Raw genomic sequence first — 15,186 nt, forward strand, 5'->3', positions numbered from 1 at the left:
AAATATAGGACAATTAACATTATATACAAACATATTTTAACCTTAAATATAAAATTATTGTCCAAATTTGAAGTAAAAACGATATACAAAAAGAAGGATATAGTATAACATATTAATATAAAAAAATCTCGCAGTTTAAAAATCTTTTTACTTGCGAGTTTTTTTGTATATAAAATGAAACTTACAGGGGAAGGAGATAGTACGTAAATAAAAAGGTCTTATTTGGCACAAAATGTATAGTGGCATAAATATTGCTTTATATATTGCTATGGAATAAAAAGTATGGAAACAAGTAAGAACAATATTAAATTTTGACGAAGTAATTTTATTAAAATGGAGGGATTTGATGCAAAGATTAATTGAGCTTATTAATTCTGAGGATAAAAAAAATCCTTATACAGATCAAGAACTTGCGGGATTCTTATCTATTCCAAGACTAAAAGTAATACAAATGAGAAACGAACTAAATATTCCAGACTCTAGAGATAGAAGAAAAGAATTATTGCTGGCTGACTTAAGAGATATATTACAAAAAAATATGAGCTTATCGGAAAGAAAAGTAACGGAGCTAATGGTAAAAAGAGGCTATAATATTTCTCGAAGTATTATAAGCAAAAACATAAAAGAAGTGATTCAGGAATTTAAAGGAGAAAACAGTTGCGTAATAGCTGAAGAAGAAAATATTATTGTATCGGATGAATCAGAAGATAAGAGTGAAGAGGGATTTGAAAAGCTTATTGGATATAGAGGAAGTCTTAAAAATAAAATAGATTTAGCAAAGGCAGCAATACTATATCCGCCAAATGGTCTTCATACATTAATTTATGGTGGGTCAGGAGTAGGAAAAAGTGAATTGGCAGAATGTATGTATGAATTTGCAACATCTAGTGGAGCGAAACCTAAGAATGCACCGTTTATAATCTTCAACTGTGCAGATTATGCAGAAAATCCAAACCTTCTTATTGCTCAATTATTTGGAGTCATTAAAGGGGCATATACAGGAGCCAATGCAGATAAGGAAGGGTTAGTTGAGAGGGCAAATGGAGGTATTTTATTTTTGGATGAAATTCATAGACTTCCATCAGAAGGACAGGAAATATTATTCTATTTAATAGATAAAGGTAAATATAGAAGATTAGGTGAAACAAATGTTGAAAGGGAAGTAAACGTTCTTATATTGGCAGCTACTACAGAAAATCCGGAATCTAACTTACTTTTAACGTTTAGAAGAAGGATACCTATGCTTATTGAATTACCTAAATTAACAGAAAGACCTTTGTCTGAAAGACTTGAAGTTATAATAATGTTTTTAACTAGAGAGGCTCAGAGAATAAATAGAAATCTTTTAGTAACTAAAGAAGTATTAACATGTTTAATGCTATATAATTGTAAGGCAAATATAGGTCAGCTTAAGAGTGATATTCAAGTCATATGTGCAAAAGGTTACGTAAAATACATGTTTAAGAATGCGGATGAAGTAGTTATTGATATGGAAGACGTAAGTATCTCAATTAAAAGTACTGTTTTAGAAGGACAAAAAAATAGTAAGCAAGTTAGGAATCTTGGTATAGATGACTTATATATAGACATAAGAAATGAACAAAAAAATAAGGATGAAATAAAGAATTACGTTAATGAAAATGAAATATATCATTACATAGAAGAACAATTTAAAAAACTTGAGTTAGAGGGAATAGAGGAGGATGAGATAGATAAAGTTCTTTTAGAAAAGGTAGAAAACAAGTTAGGAAAAATAATTGACAATAAAAAAATAACAAAATTATTAAATATAAATGAACTAAAAACTATAGTAAGGCCAGAAGTTATAAGTATAACTGAAGGAATTTTAGAACTAGTAAGAGGAAAATATAAATTTATTAATAACAGCTTTTTTATTGCATTGGCTATTCATATTAATTTTACAATTGAAAGAGTTATGACTGGAAAGGTCTTAACGAAGTCTAATATTCATATGGATAAAAACACTATGATTCAAGAAATGAAAATTGCTGAAAAAATCAGATTAATGATAGAAAGGGCTACTAATTTAAAGATTCCCAAGAGAGAAACAATGTATATTGCTATTTATATAAAGAAGTTTTGCTCGGATGTATTTAATTCAGAACCGAAAGTTAGAGTGATTATTATAACCCACGGGCATGTTGCTTGTGGTATTGCAGACATTGTTAATCAATTGTTAGGTGTAGAAGATGCATTAGGATTAGAAATTGCTTTAGATGAATCTCCAGAGAAAGGATTAGAAAGAACTATTGAACTAGTTCAAGCAAGTGACGAGGGGAGAGGCTGTTTATTACTCGTAGATATGGGATCTTTAGGTATGTTTTCATCAATGGTTGAAGAAAGAACTGGAATCAAAACTAGAAGTCTATCAAGGGTTGATACTTTATTAGCATTGGAAGCAGTTAGAAAGGCTTCAATAGAAGGAGCTAATTTAGATAATATTGTTGAAATGTTACAAGCGGTGAAAGAGTACAATGGTACATTTAAATCAGAAATAAATTATAAGAAAAATATTAAAAAGAAAGCAATAGTAACAGTATGTCTAACTGGAGAGGGGAGCGCATTAAGTATTAAGAAATATATTGAAAAGCACTTAGAACAACAAATTAGTAATATAGAAATACTTGCAATGGGCTTCATAAATAAAAGAGATATAGAAGATGAAATCGTAAAATTATCTAATGAATATGATATTTTAGCAGTATGTGGAACTATAAGAATTAAAGTTGATAATATACCATTTATTGATTATGAAAGTATGTTAAATGGTATTGGAATTAATAAACTAATTAAGCTTATAGAAACTGAAAACGATTTAAATGATGAGATGATTTATGGAAATTTAAACAGCTTAGTCTCAGAAGAATTAATGTTATTAAACCTAGATTGTCTATCTAAAGAAGAAGCCATTGATAAAATGGCAGAATTGCTTGAAGAAAAAGGATTTGTTAATAATAAATTTATGTTGAATTTATATAAAAGAGAATCAATGGGGAATGTAGTATTCAATAGCGAAGTAGCTATACCTCATGGGCTTCCTGAAAATGTAATTAAACCTGCTATTGTTATAGCAAAACTAAAGAAACCAATTCAATGGAATCAAGAAATAATGGTAGATATAGTTTTTATGTTGGCATTAAAAGATGATAACAGAGAAGAAATAAAAAAATTATTTTATTTAGTCAGAGAAAAAAACTTAGTAAATAGAATACGTTTAAGTAAATCATCAGAAGAAATAAAGAAAATGTTTTCATAAAAACAAAATATTCCGAAAACTTGGCATAGGTCTTGCGATAATAAATGTCATAAAAGTTAAGTAAAAAAAATAGCAGTGAAAGGAGAAGCAATAGTGGAACTACTTAAATTTATCAAGAAGAATTTAATAAAAGTAAATTTACCGTGCAAAAGCAGAGATGAATTATTTCAAATTATGCATGATGAAGCATTTAAGTATGGATATGTGGAAGAAAGCTTTTTAGATGGATTAAAGTCAAGAGAAAGTGTTTTTCCAACAGGTTTGAAATTAACTAAATATAATGTCGCAATACCTCATACAGATGCAATTCATGTTAAAGAAGAATTTATTGCTGTAATAACACCAGAAACCCCAGTTGATTTTAAATTAATGGAGGATGAAACTCAACATGAAAATATGAATCTCATATTTATGTTAGGTTTAAATAAACCTCATAGTCAGTTAGAAGTATTAAAAGAGTTAATGGGCCTTATACAAAGGGAAGACATAGTAAAAAAAATTGTAGAATCTAAGAGTAAAGATGAAATTCAAAATATTTTAAATAACATATAAAAATATAAATTATTTTATGGGAGGAATTAAAAATGAATGATAAAAAAAGAGTATTAATAGCTTGTGGGGCAGGTATAGCAACATCAACAGTGGTTTGTGACAAGGTTGAAAAATTATTAAAAGCACATGGTATTCCAGCAGAAATTATTCAATGTAAGATAGCTGAAGTAGCAGCTAAAGCAAAGGACGCTGATTTAATAATTTCAACTACTATTTTGCCGACTACTTACGAAATTCCAGCAATAAAAGCTACAGCATATGTTACTGGAATTGGTATGGATAAACTAGATGCACAAATATTAGATTTCTTTAAATAAGATTTATATTGTCCTAATAATTATTAGGACAATTTAAATAAAAATTTTATAAATAATTTTTATAATTTGTTAGGAGGAATAATAATATGGATCAACTTATGGGAGTAGTTCAGTACATTTTAGGAATTGGGCCGACAGCAATTTTACCAATAGCAATATTGATAATAGGATTAATAGCTGGAACAGGAATAACTAAGGCATTTAAATCTGGTATTACAATAGGTATTGGTTTCGTTGGAATAAACTTAGTTTGTGGTGTGCTATCAAGTACATTAGGACCGATAGCACAAGAAATGGTAAAAAGATTCGGATTAAGTTTAAACGTAATTGATAGCGGTTGGCCAGCAGCGGCAGCAGCAGCTTGGGCGACACCAGTAGCAGCTATCTTAATACCAGTATGTTTAATTGTTAACTTAGTAATGATCTTCTTTAAATTAACAAAAACTTTAGACGTTGATATTTGGAATTACTGGCACTTTATAGCGGCTGGAGCAACTGGTTATATAGTTACAGGCAGTTGGATGTTTGCAATTATCTGTGCAATATTATATGAAGTTATGGTATTAATTATTGCTGATAGAACAGCTCCAATGGTTGCAAATTTTTATGATTTAGAAGGTATATCACTTCCAACAGGTTCTACTGCTGCATTTGGATTAGTAGGGATTCCAATTGGATATTTAATAGAGAAAATTCCAGGATTAAATAAGTTACATGCAGATCCTGAATCAATTCAAAAGAGATTTGGTATATTTGGGGAACCTATGATGATGGGATTAATCTTAGGTTGCGTACTTGCAATACTTGCAGGAAACGACCCAGGATCAATATTTAAAGCTGGTGTTAGCATGGCAGCAGTTATGTTCTTACTACCTAGAATGGTTAAGATATTAATGGAAGGTTTAATTCCTATTTCAGATGCGATGAAAGAAAAACTTCAAGCTAAATATGCTGGAAGAGAATTATATATCGGTATTGATGCAGCCGTATCAGTAGGACACCCAGCAACTATGGCTACAGCTTTAATACTAGTACCAATTACATTAATTTTAGCAGTAATTATACCAGGAAACAAAGTATTGCCATTTGGTGACTTAGCTACAATACCATTCTATGTTGCATTCGTGGTTGGTTCAAGAAAAGGAAATATTGTTCATTCAGTAATTACAGGAACAATAGTACTTGCATTCTCACTACTTATGGCAACAGACTTTGCAACAGTACACACTGCAATGATGTCTGGTGCAAGCTTCCAAGTACCAGGTGGAGCTACTCAAATTTCAAGTTTAGATATGGGTGGTAACTTCCTTAACTGGATAATCTTAAAATTTGCGCAAATAGTAGGACCTTTCTTCAGCTAATTTTAAAGTAAAAACCATAAAAATATAAAATATTTTAGTTATTTAGGAGGAGAAGAAAATGAAAGCAGCAGTATTGCACTCAGTAGGAGATATAAGGTATGAAGATATTGAAATAAAACCTTATGGAGATGATGAAGTCAAAATAAAGGTTATGGCAGCAGGGATATGTGGGTCAGATCCTCCAAGAGCATTAAAAAATTGGAAATATCCTGTACCAGCTATTCTAGGCCATGAATTCTCAGGCTATATAGTTGAAAAAGGGAAAAATGTTAAGAATGTGGAGATAGGAGATAGAGTAGTTGCTATTCCATTCGAGCCTTGTAATGAATGTGAATATTGTAAAAAGGGACAATTTTCATTATGCGAAAATTATGGCATGTTAGGAGCTCAATCCTTTGGAGGATTTGCAGAATATGTTAATGTAAAAGCGACAAATGTGCTAAAAATTGGAGATATTGATTACGAGGAAGCAGCTATGATAGAACCACTTGCAGTAGCATTACATGGAGTACTTAATATTAAGCCTCAATTAGGAGACGTGGTAGCAGTACTTGGAGCAGGAACAATAGGACAACTTACAATTCAGTGGCTTAAAGTTACAGGAGTTGAAAAAATTATTGCAGTAGATATTTCAGATAAAAAAATATCAGAAGCACTAAATCTTGGTGCTGACGTTGGAATAAATGCATTAAAAGAAAATCCAGTAGATAAGATAATGGAATTAACAAACGGAGCAGGAGTAGATATCTGTATTGAAAGTGCAGGATCTAAAATAACTCAAGAACAATGTCTTTTAATAACTAAGAAAAAAGGAAAGATTGGATATCAAGGCATTGGACATGCAGGTATAGAATTATCAGAAACTGCTTTTGAAGGAATATTTAGAAAAGAATTAAATTTACAAGGATTTTGGAATTCATATTCAGCCCCATTTCCAGGACAAGAATGGATCAAGAGTATTGAATATGTAAAACAAAAGAAAATAAGACTTAAGGAACTTATATCACATAGATTCTCTTTAGAAGATACAGCAAAAGCATTTGAAATGATTAGGGATAGAAAAGAAGAGTATAACAAGATAATGATTGTTCAAGAATAAGGGGGAGTTGAAAGTGAAGGCATTAACAAAGACTAAACCAGGATATGACAACATGGAGTTATTAGATATCCCAGAACCCAAAGCTGAAAGAAATTTAGTGAAGATTAAAGTTCAATACAGCGGAATTTGTGGATCAGATTTACATTCATTCAAAGGTGAATATGGAAACATAAAAACCCCTGTAGTTTTAGGACACGAATTTTCCGGGGTAGTCGTTGAAGTAGGAGAAGATGTTAAAACAGTTAAAGTTGGAGATAGAGTAACAAGTGAAACGACTTTTGAGACTTGTGGAACATGTGATTTTTGTAAGAGCAAAGATTATAATTTATGTTCTTCAAGAAAAGGAATTGGGACTCAGGCAAATGGAAGCTTTGCAGAATATGTTCTATCAAGAGAAGAAAGTGTACACGTATTACCCGAAAATGTAAGTTTCTTGGCAGCATCATTAACTGAACCACTTGCATGTTGTGTGCATGCTGCTTTAGAAAAAACAACAATAGAAAAAGATGATGTAGTTCTAATATTAGGACCAGGACCAATAGGATTACTTTTAGCTCAAGTAGTTAAATCACAAGGTGCTTATGTAATTTTAAGTGGAGTAACTAAGGATAAAGAAAGACTAGACTTTGGAAAGAATATGGGCGTAGATAGAGTAGTTGACTCTCTTCAAGAAGATTTAGAAAAAATAGTGATGGAAAAGACTAATGGATATGGAGTAAATAAGGTATTTGATTGCTCTGGTGCAGTTCCAGCTGTAAATCAAGGATTGAGACTTACAAAGAAAAAGGGCGAATTTGTACAAGTTGGATTATTCGCAAATGTTAAGAATTCAATAGATCAAGAAGCCATTATTCAAAGAGAAATTAAATATATTGGATCTAGATCCCAAAAGCCAAGCTCTTGGATAAAATCATTAGAATTGATGGAAGCTAAGAAGGTAGATCCAGAAACATTAATAACAAAAATTGTAGAACTTGAGGATTGGAGAACTGGAATAGAAGCAGCTATGGAAGGTAGTGAGCTTAAAGTAGTAATTAGATCTTAATTAGTTGGGAGGAAGAATCGTTTATGAATGAAAATTTAAAGAAAATATCAAGTAACATAAGAATAAGCATTGTTAAAAGTGTATCGGCAGCAAAATCAGGACATCCAGGAGGTTCATTATCAATTGCAGATATCCTAACTGTTCTATACTTTGAAAAAATGAATATAGATCCTAAAAATCCAAAAGATCCAAAGAGGGATAGACTTGTATTATCAAAAGGACATTCAGCACCAGCATTATATGCTACTTTGGCAGAGAGAGGATATTTCCCTAAAGAGGAACTCTTAAGCTTAAGGAAATATGGATCTAAGTTACAAGGCCATCCTGATATGAAAAAAGTTGAAGGTGTTGATATGTCAACAGGATCACTAGGACAAGGATTATCAGCAGCAAATGGAATGGCAATAGCTGCAAAACTAGATAATGCAGATTATAGAGTTTACGCAGTATTAGGAGATGGAGAAGTACAAGAAGGACAGATATGGGAAGCGGCAATGAGCGCAGCACATTATAAACTTGACAATTTGACTGCATTCCTTGATTTAAATGGCTTACAGATAGATGGTTCAAATGAAGAAGTAATGAATATAGGTCCAGTTGATGAAAAATTCAAAGCTTTTGGTTGGAATGTTCTAACTATAAATGGACACTGCTTTGAAGAAATCTCTAAAGCTATAGATGAAGCAGCAGCTGTAAAAGGAAAACCAACAATGATAGTTTGTAAGACAGTAAAAGGAAAAGGCGTTTCATTTATGGAAAATAACGTTGCATGGCATGGGTCAGCACCAAATGAAGAAGAAACAAAGAAAGCATTAGCTGAGTTAGAAGGAGGCGTAAACTAATGGGAGCAGCAACAAGAGAAGCATACGGACAAGCTTTAAAAGTACTAGCAGAAGACAAAAATGTTGTGGCATTAGAGGCGGATCTAGGTAAAGCAACTAAGAGTATGGAGTTTAAAAAAGTAGCACCAGAAAGATACTTTGATATGGGAATTGCAGAAGGAGACATGATTGGTACAGCAGCTGGTCTTGCAGCAGCTGGAAAGATTCCATTTGCTAGTACATTTGCAATGTTCGCAGCAGGAAGAGCATTTGAGCAAATAAGAAATTCAGTAGCATATCCTAATCTAAATGTTAAAGTAGTGGCAACTCATGCAGGTATAACAGTTGGAGAAGATGGAGGAAGCCATCAGGCACTTGAAGATATATCATTAATGAGAAGCATACCTAATATGGTTGTAATAAGCCCAGCAGATGTAGTTGAAGCTAAAAAAGCAATATTTGCCGCTAAAGAATATTATGGACCAGTATATATAAGATTAGGTAGAGCTGCAACTCCAGATATACATGATGAAAATTATGAATTTAAAATTGGAAAAGGTGAAATTTTATTCTCAAGTGGAAATGATGTAGCAATAATTGCAACAGGAATAATGGTAGCAAAAGCTTTAGATGCAGCAAGAGCATTAAGCGAAAGCGGAATAAATGCAACTGTTGTAAATATATCAACAATAAAGCCTCTTGATAATGAGCTAATTGTTGATGTTGCAAAGAGAGTAAAGAAAATTGTAACTGTAGAAGAGCATAGTATAATAGGCGGATTAGGTTCAGCAGTTTCAGAACTTTTAAGCGAAGAGCATCCAACAAAAGTTAAAAGAATTGGAATAAACGATGAATTCGGAAAGTCAGGAAGCGCAGAAGTTCTACTAGAAAAATACAATTTAACAGCAGAGCATATAGTTGAAACTGTAAAATCATTTTAAAGATTAAATCTCTAATATATATTTTCTCAATAAACTAAAACCACGCTAGGATAATATAATTTAACTGAAGATAAATTAATAAAGAATTTAAAGAAATAATATAAAATAAAGTTATATATGAAGTAAGAATGGGGGATTGGAGATGGAAGTAATAATTTCACCATCACTGTTATCAGCAAATGTATGTAATTATTCAGAAGACTTTAGAATATTTAATGAAAAGGATATTAAGGTTATTCATATAGACATTATGGATGGACATTATGTACCTAATATTTCAATAGGATTAGGTCAAGTAGCAGCTTTAAGAAAGCTGACAAAAGCAGAATTTGATGTTCACTTAATGGTAACAAATCCAGATGAATATGTTGAAGCTTTAGTAGAGGCAGGAGCAAACAGTATTACGATACATTCAGAAGTTGCAACTCATTTATATAAAAGCATACATTATTTAAAAAGCTTTGGTATAAAGGCAGGAGTAGCTTTAAATCCAGCAACACCAATAAGCTGCCTAGAATATGTGTATCCTCTTTTAGATAGAGTTTTGATAATGTCTGTAGAACCAGGGTTTGGCGGACAAGCATTCGTTCCTTTTGCTTTAGATAAAATAAGTCAGCTTAATGAAGTCAAAGCAAAGAACAATTATGGTTTCACTATTCAAGTAGACGGTGGAATAAATTTATACAATATAGAAAATGTAATTAAAGCAGGAGCTAGAGATATTGTAATAGGTTCTTCATTATTTAATGACGGTTTAGCGGAAAACATTGATCTATTCAATCAAAAGATAATAAACATCGACAATACCCCATAACTCATTATACATGCTTAAATAACAGGAGAATATTGCGAGTATTCTCCTATTATTTTAAAGATAATTATACTACGAGAGATATTAAGATTCAATGAGTAAATAATAGGAAGGATGATATAGATGAAAATAGCTTTAGGATGTGACCATGGTGGAGTTAATTTAAAAAATGCAATAAAGAGAGAGCTTTCAGCTAAAAATATAGAAGCTATTGACTTCGGTACTAATAGCAGTGAGAGTGTAAATTATCCAGATTATGCATTAAAAGTTTCAGAAGCAGTAGTATCAAAAGAATGTGATTTAGGAATATTATGTTGTGGGACAGGCATTGGAATGTCGATTGCAGCCAATAAATACAAGGGGATAAGAGCCGCAGTTGTTGGTGATTGTTTCTCTGCAAAAGCTACTAGAGAGCATAATGATACAAATGTTTTATGTTTAGGGGAAAGAGTTATAGGAGAAGGATTAGCTCTTGAAATTGTAAATACATGGTTGAATTCAGAATTTCAAGGCGGAAGACACGCAGAAAGACTTGCATTGATAGAAGAAATAGAAAAAAGATAAATTTTGCTAAAATTAATTTAATTATTTTGTTAATCACTTTAATAATAAGAAGATATTGCAAGATGCTTACTAGTATATACTTTAGTTTTGGGAGGAATTATTATGCTACAAGAACTTAAAAAGTTGCAAAGTGGAACGGATATAAGAGGGATAGCGACTGAATATAATGGAATTAAAAATCTTACACCAGATTTAGTAAGAGCCTTAGGAAATGGGTTTGTGGAATGGCTCAAAAACAATAAAAACATAGATAAAGGTAGTATAAAAATAGCTGTTGGTATAGATTCAAGATTGTCAGGTCCAGAATTGAAAGAGGCTTTAATTAAAGTTTTTTTAAATTCTGGCTGCAGGATCTATGATTGTGGAATGTGTACAACTCCTGCCATGTTTATGACGACTATTTTAGAAGACTACTCCTGTGATGGAGCTATAATGATAACAGCGAGTCATCTTCCATATTATTATAATGGATTGAAATTTTTTACTAAGGAAGGTGGATGTGAAAAAGAAGATATTGTAGAAATAATAGAATACTCCTGTTTAGAGGGAAAGAGTTGTGCTGGTGGATCAGTAGAAAATATTGACTTTATAGATGTTTACTCAAATATATTAGTCAATAAAATAAGGAAAAGCGTAAATTCAGAAATAAATTATGAATTTCCTCTAGAAGGAAAAAAAATAATTGTTGATGCAGGAAATGGAGCAGGAGGATTTTTTGCGCATAAAGTTTTATCAAAGCTTGGAGCTGATATAGAAGGAAGTCAGTTCACAGAACCTGATGGAAACTTTCCTAATCATATACCAAACCCAGAAAACAAAGAGGCCATGGAATCTATAAAGAGGGCAGTCCTTGAAAATAACGCAGATTTAGGAATAATTTTTGATACAGATGTGGATAGGGCAGCAGTGGTAAGCAGTGATGGAACGGAGATAAATAAGAATGCACTTATAGCATTGATATCTGCTATAGTACTAGAGGAGACTCCAAATTCTACTATTGTTACAGACTCGGTAACTTCATCAGGGCTTGCTGAATTTATAACAAACTTAGGGGGAATTCATCATAGATTTAAAAGAGGATATAAAAATGTTATAAATGAAGCAAAGAGATTAAATGAAAAGGGTTCGGAGAGCAACTTAGCGATAGAAACATCTGGGCATGCTGCATTGAAAGAAAATTATTTCTTAGATGATGGTGCATATTTGGTTGCTAAAATATTGATAAAAATGGCTAAGTTAAAAGAAGAGGGAAAGGATGTTTCTAGTCTTATAGAAAATCTTAAATACCCAAAAGAGAGCAGAGATATAAGAATAAATATAAAAAGAGCAGATTTTAGAACATATGGGGAAATGATAATTGAAGGTTTAAAAAAATACGTAGAACAAATAGAAGGCTGGACAATTGAACCACAAAATTATGAAGGCGTAAGGATAAACTGTAATAAAAAAAGCGGTGATGGATGGTTTTTATTAAGATTATCATTACATGAACCTGTATTAGCATTGAATGTAGAGTCAGATTCGGATAATGGAACAAATATGATGCTGGAAAAATTAATTTTATTTTTAAAAAAATATGAAGAACTAGAGGACATATCAAAATAAATATATTTGTTTGGAGGAGTTAATTTTGAAGATAGCAGCATCAATAATGTGTGCAAATCAGATAGATTTACGTACTGAACTCAAAAATTTAGAAGAGGCGAAAATTGATTTATTACATTGTGATGTAATGGATGGTGTTTTTGTTAACAATCTTGCCATGGGGCCATATGTATTAGAGCAAATAAAGAGCACCACTAGCATACCTCTTGATATACATTTAGCAACAATTGATCCAGATAAGTATATAGATATGTATAGTTATTTAAAACCGGAATATATATCTTTTCACGTAGAAGCTGGCAAGGATGTAAAGAAAAACATAGATGCTATTAAATCTAGAGGAATAAAAGCTTCTATTGCTATAAGTCCATTAACACCATTGGAAAGAATAAAGCCTTACATTTCAGAGATTGATATGATTCTTATTATGACAGTAGATCCAGGATTTTCAGGACAAAAGTTTAATTATGGAGTAGTAGATAAAATAGATGAGCTAAATGAGTATTTAAAAAATTTTGAGAAAAGGCCGTTAATAGAAGTTGATGGCTGCATAAACAAAACTACATTAAAAGCATTAAAGAATAGATATATTGATATATATGTCTTGGGAACATCAGCATTGTTTAATGATGATAATGAAAGCTATATATCAAAAACGAATGCCATAAAAGCATTTATATAGTAGTATTAATTCTGTATATAATTATATATTAGCCGTGTAAAATATAGCATGAGTCAGGTGTAAAATGTGAAAATACTTTATACCTGATTCTTTTTATTTGAGATATATCTTTGCCTTATTATTCATTTTTATATGCCCTATAATATAAAATAGATATATAATTAAATATAATAGAAGAATAATTAGGAGAATATAATGAATTATGTATATATTTTAGAATGTGCAGATGGTACACTCTATACAGGATGGACAAATAATTTAGAAAAACGAGTTGAAATGCATTCAAAGGGAATTGGAGCAAAGTATACTAGAGGAAGAGGCCCAGTTAAGCTGATTTATCATGAAATATTTGAGAATAAAAATGATGCAATGAAAAGGGAATATGCAATAAAAAGATTAACGAGGAAAGAAAAATTAAAATTGATAAGTTGTTACTCTAGAGAGAAAGTGTGATAACTACTAAAAAAGTAAAAAAATTACTTGTAAAAGTTTTCTTATACTGCTATACTGTAAATATAATACAAAATACCCAAGTGGAGGTTCGAAGATAGTCTAAATAACGCAAAATGTTATAAGACTAAATTTTTTAGCAGCTTTCGCAAACGCTTGCATAAATGAAATCTTTAATTATGTGATAAATATCATATATCTAAAATTAATATTTTAGGCATATGTTATATTAATATATCATTTAAGGCTTTGGAAAAATCAAAAAATTAAATGAATTCTAATGGAGGGTATTCACATGAAAACAAAAAAGTTATTATCAGGAATTTTGACTTCTGCATTATTAGTGGGGACTATGGCAGGATGCGGACAAGCATCGACTACTACAAGTACACAAAATTCTAGTGATTCTGGAGGTGGAAAGACAGTCAGAGTTTATCAACTAAAGGTTGAAATCAATGATCAGCTTCAAGAACTTGCTAAAGAATATGAGAAAGAAAAAGGTGTAAAAGTTGAAGTTACTTCAGTTGGTGGAGGAGCTGATTATGGTGCATCTTTAAAGGCAGAGTTTCAAAAAGGAACTGAACCTGATATATTCATGATTCAGGGTGCTGGGGATTACGAAACTTGGAAACATAAAATTGATGATTTAAGCTCAGAAGAATGGGTGAACAATGCAGTTAAAGGAACTCTAGATACAGTAACTATTGATGGAAAAGTTTATGGTATGCCAGCTGCTACAGAAGGTTATGGATTATTATACAACAAAGAAATTTTGGACAAGGCTGGTATCGATCCCAAGTCTATAGATACTTTTGATAAATTAAAAGCAGCCTTTGAAAAATTAGATAGTGAAAAAGCTGAATTAGGTATTGATAACGTTGTATCTTATACAACAAAAGAATTCTGGGTTACAGGAAATCATACATTTAATATACCACTCGCAACTCAAGATAATCCGACTCAATTTACTAAGGATTACCTTGCAGGTAAAGCTGATATAGTTAATAATAAGCAATTTAACGATTGGATGAATCTAGTTGAATTACTTTGTAAATATGGTGGTGGAAAGAATTTAGACACCATAGATTATAGTACTCAAGTTGGTAATTTCGCTCTTGGAAAAACTGCATTTATACATCAAGGTAACTGGATTGCTTCAGATTTAAAGAACTTAGATGCTAAATTTGATATGGGATTTGTTCCACTTGCAATAAATGATGATCCAAAGATGAGTGGATCTATTCCAGTAGGAGTTCCAATGTACTGGGTAGTTAATAAAGATTCTAAGGTTAATAAGGAAGCTAGAGAATTTTTAGATTGGATGGTTAGCAGTCAAGCTGGTCAAGAATCATTAGTTAAGGATATGGACATGATTCCTGCATTTACAAACTTTACAGTTCAAAGTGATAATCCATTGAACAAATCAATAAATGAATATAATAAAGCAGGAAAAACTCTTCCTTGGGCATTTACTAATCTACCAGATGGATTTAACAAGAATAGTTTAGCACCTTTATTCTCTAAGTTTATTAATACTGATATGGGAGAGCAGGCTAAGAAAGATATGTTGCAAGGAATTCAAGATGCAACAAAAGCTAAATAGCACTAGATAAAATTCTATTCATGAGGGGATATATCTTCTCATGAATTTTTTAAAATAT

14 protein-coding genes are annotated in these 15,186 nt (G+C 31.4%); all 14 read left to right on the forward strand.

All coding sequences use genetic code 11. From position 1 onward, the window contains the following. Window positions 1–346 precede the first annotated feature (346 nt). The 14 genes from CDLVIII_RS02650 (at window position 347) to CDLVIII_RS02715 (ending at window position 15,128) form a co-directional block, all read left to right on the forward strand. A complete protein-coding gene (locus CDLVIII_RS02650) occupies window positions 347–3,277 on the forward strand; it encodes a sigma 54-interacting transcriptional regulator (protein ID WP_009167912.1) in 2,931 nt (976 codons plus the stop codon). 93 nt (window positions 3,278–3,370) lie between these two features. Continuing rightward, on the forward strand, window positions 3,371–3,829 hold the full coding sequence (locus CDLVIII_RS02655) for a PTS sugar transporter subunit IIA (protein ID WP_009167913.1): 459 nt from the start codon (window positions 3,371–3,373) through the stop codon (window positions 3,827–3,829). A gap of 32 nt (window positions 3,830–3,861) precedes the next feature. After that, on the forward strand, window positions 3,862–4,146 hold the full coding sequence (locus CDLVIII_RS02660; protein ID WP_009167914.1) for a PTS sugar transporter subunit IIB: 285 nt from the start codon (window positions 3,862–3,864) through the stop codon (window positions 4,144–4,146). A gap of 86 nt (window positions 4,147–4,232) precedes the next feature. After that, a complete protein-coding gene (locus tag CDLVIII_RS02665) occupies window positions 4,233–5,507 on the forward strand; it encodes a PTS transporter subunit IIC (protein ID WP_009167915.1) in 1,275 nt (424 codons plus the stop codon). A gap of 58 nt (window positions 5,508–5,565) precedes the next feature. Next, window positions 5,566–6,606 (forward strand): galactitol-1-phosphate 5-dehydrogenase, encoded by a 1,041-nt coding sequence (locus CDLVIII_RS02670; protein ID WP_009167916.1) that lies wholly within the window; start codon window positions 5,566–5,568, stop codon window positions 6,604–6,606. A gap of 13 nt (window positions 6,607–6,619) precedes the next feature. Further along, a complete protein-coding gene (locus CDLVIII_RS02675; RefSeq protein ID WP_009167917.1) occupies window positions 6,620–7,651 on the forward strand; it encodes a zinc-binding dehydrogenase in 1,032 nt (343 codons plus the stop codon). A 23-nt stretch (window positions 7,652–7,674) separates the two neighbouring features. Then, window positions 7,675–8,493: a transketolase gene (locus CDLVIII_RS02680; protein ID WP_009167918.1), complete on the forward strand. Its 819-nt coding sequence runs from the start codon at window positions 7,675–7,677 to the stop codon at window positions 8,491–8,493. After that, complete coding sequence (locus tag CDLVIII_RS02685) at window positions 8,493–9,413, forward strand: transketolase family protein (RefSeq protein WP_009167919.1); 921 nt, start codon at window positions 8,493–8,495, stop codon at window positions 9,411–9,413. The genes CDLVIII_RS02680 and CDLVIII_RS02685 overlap by 1 nt, the downstream gene beginning before the upstream one ends. Window positions 9,414–9,555: 142 nt before the next feature. Then, the gene (gene rpe / locus CDLVIII_RS02690) at window positions 9,556–10,227 is read left to right on the forward strand and encodes a ribulose-phosphate 3-epimerase (protein WP_009167920.1); all 672 of its coding nucleotides are present in this window, start codon (window positions 9,556–9,558) and stop codon (window positions 10,225–10,227) included. 120 nt (window positions 10,228–10,347) lie between these two features. Beyond that, the gene (gene rpiB / locus CDLVIII_RS02695; RefSeq protein ID WP_009167921.1) at window positions 10,348–10,788 is read left to right on the forward strand and encodes a ribose 5-phosphate isomerase B; all 441 of its coding nucleotides are present in this window, start codon (window positions 10,348–10,350) and stop codon (window positions 10,786–10,788) included. A gap of 102 nt (window positions 10,789–10,890) precedes the next feature. Further along, the gene (locus CDLVIII_RS02700) at window positions 10,891–12,393 is read left to right on the forward strand and encodes a phosphoglucomutase (RefSeq protein WP_009167922.1); all 1,503 of its coding nucleotides are present in this window, start codon (window positions 10,891–10,893) and stop codon (window positions 12,391–12,393) included. Between the two features lie 25 nt (window positions 12,394–12,418). After that, window positions 12,419–13,075, forward strand: coding sequence for a ribulose-phosphate 3-epimerase (locus CDLVIII_RS02705; protein WP_009167923.1), 657 nt, complete (start codon window positions 12,419–12,421; stop codon window positions 13,073–13,075). 195 nt (window positions 13,076–13,270) lie between these two features. Continuing rightward, on the forward strand, window positions 13,271–13,528 hold the full coding sequence (locus tag CDLVIII_RS02710) for a GIY-YIG nuclease family protein (RefSeq protein WP_009167924.1): 258 nt from the start codon (window positions 13,271–13,273) through the stop codon (window positions 13,526–13,528). A 292-nt stretch (window positions 13,529–13,820) separates the two neighbouring features. Then, window positions 13,821–15,128 (forward strand): ABC transporter substrate-binding protein, encoded by a 1,308-nt coding sequence (locus CDLVIII_RS02715; RefSeq protein ID WP_009167925.1) that lies wholly within the window; start codon window positions 13,821–13,823, stop codon window positions 15,126–15,128. Window positions 15,129–15,186 lie beyond the last annotated feature (58 nt).

Origin of the sequence: Clostridium sp. DL-VIII (genome assembly GCF_000230835.1) — a bacterium.
Lineage (GTDB): Bacteria > Bacillota > Clostridia > Clostridiales > Clostridiaceae > Clostridium.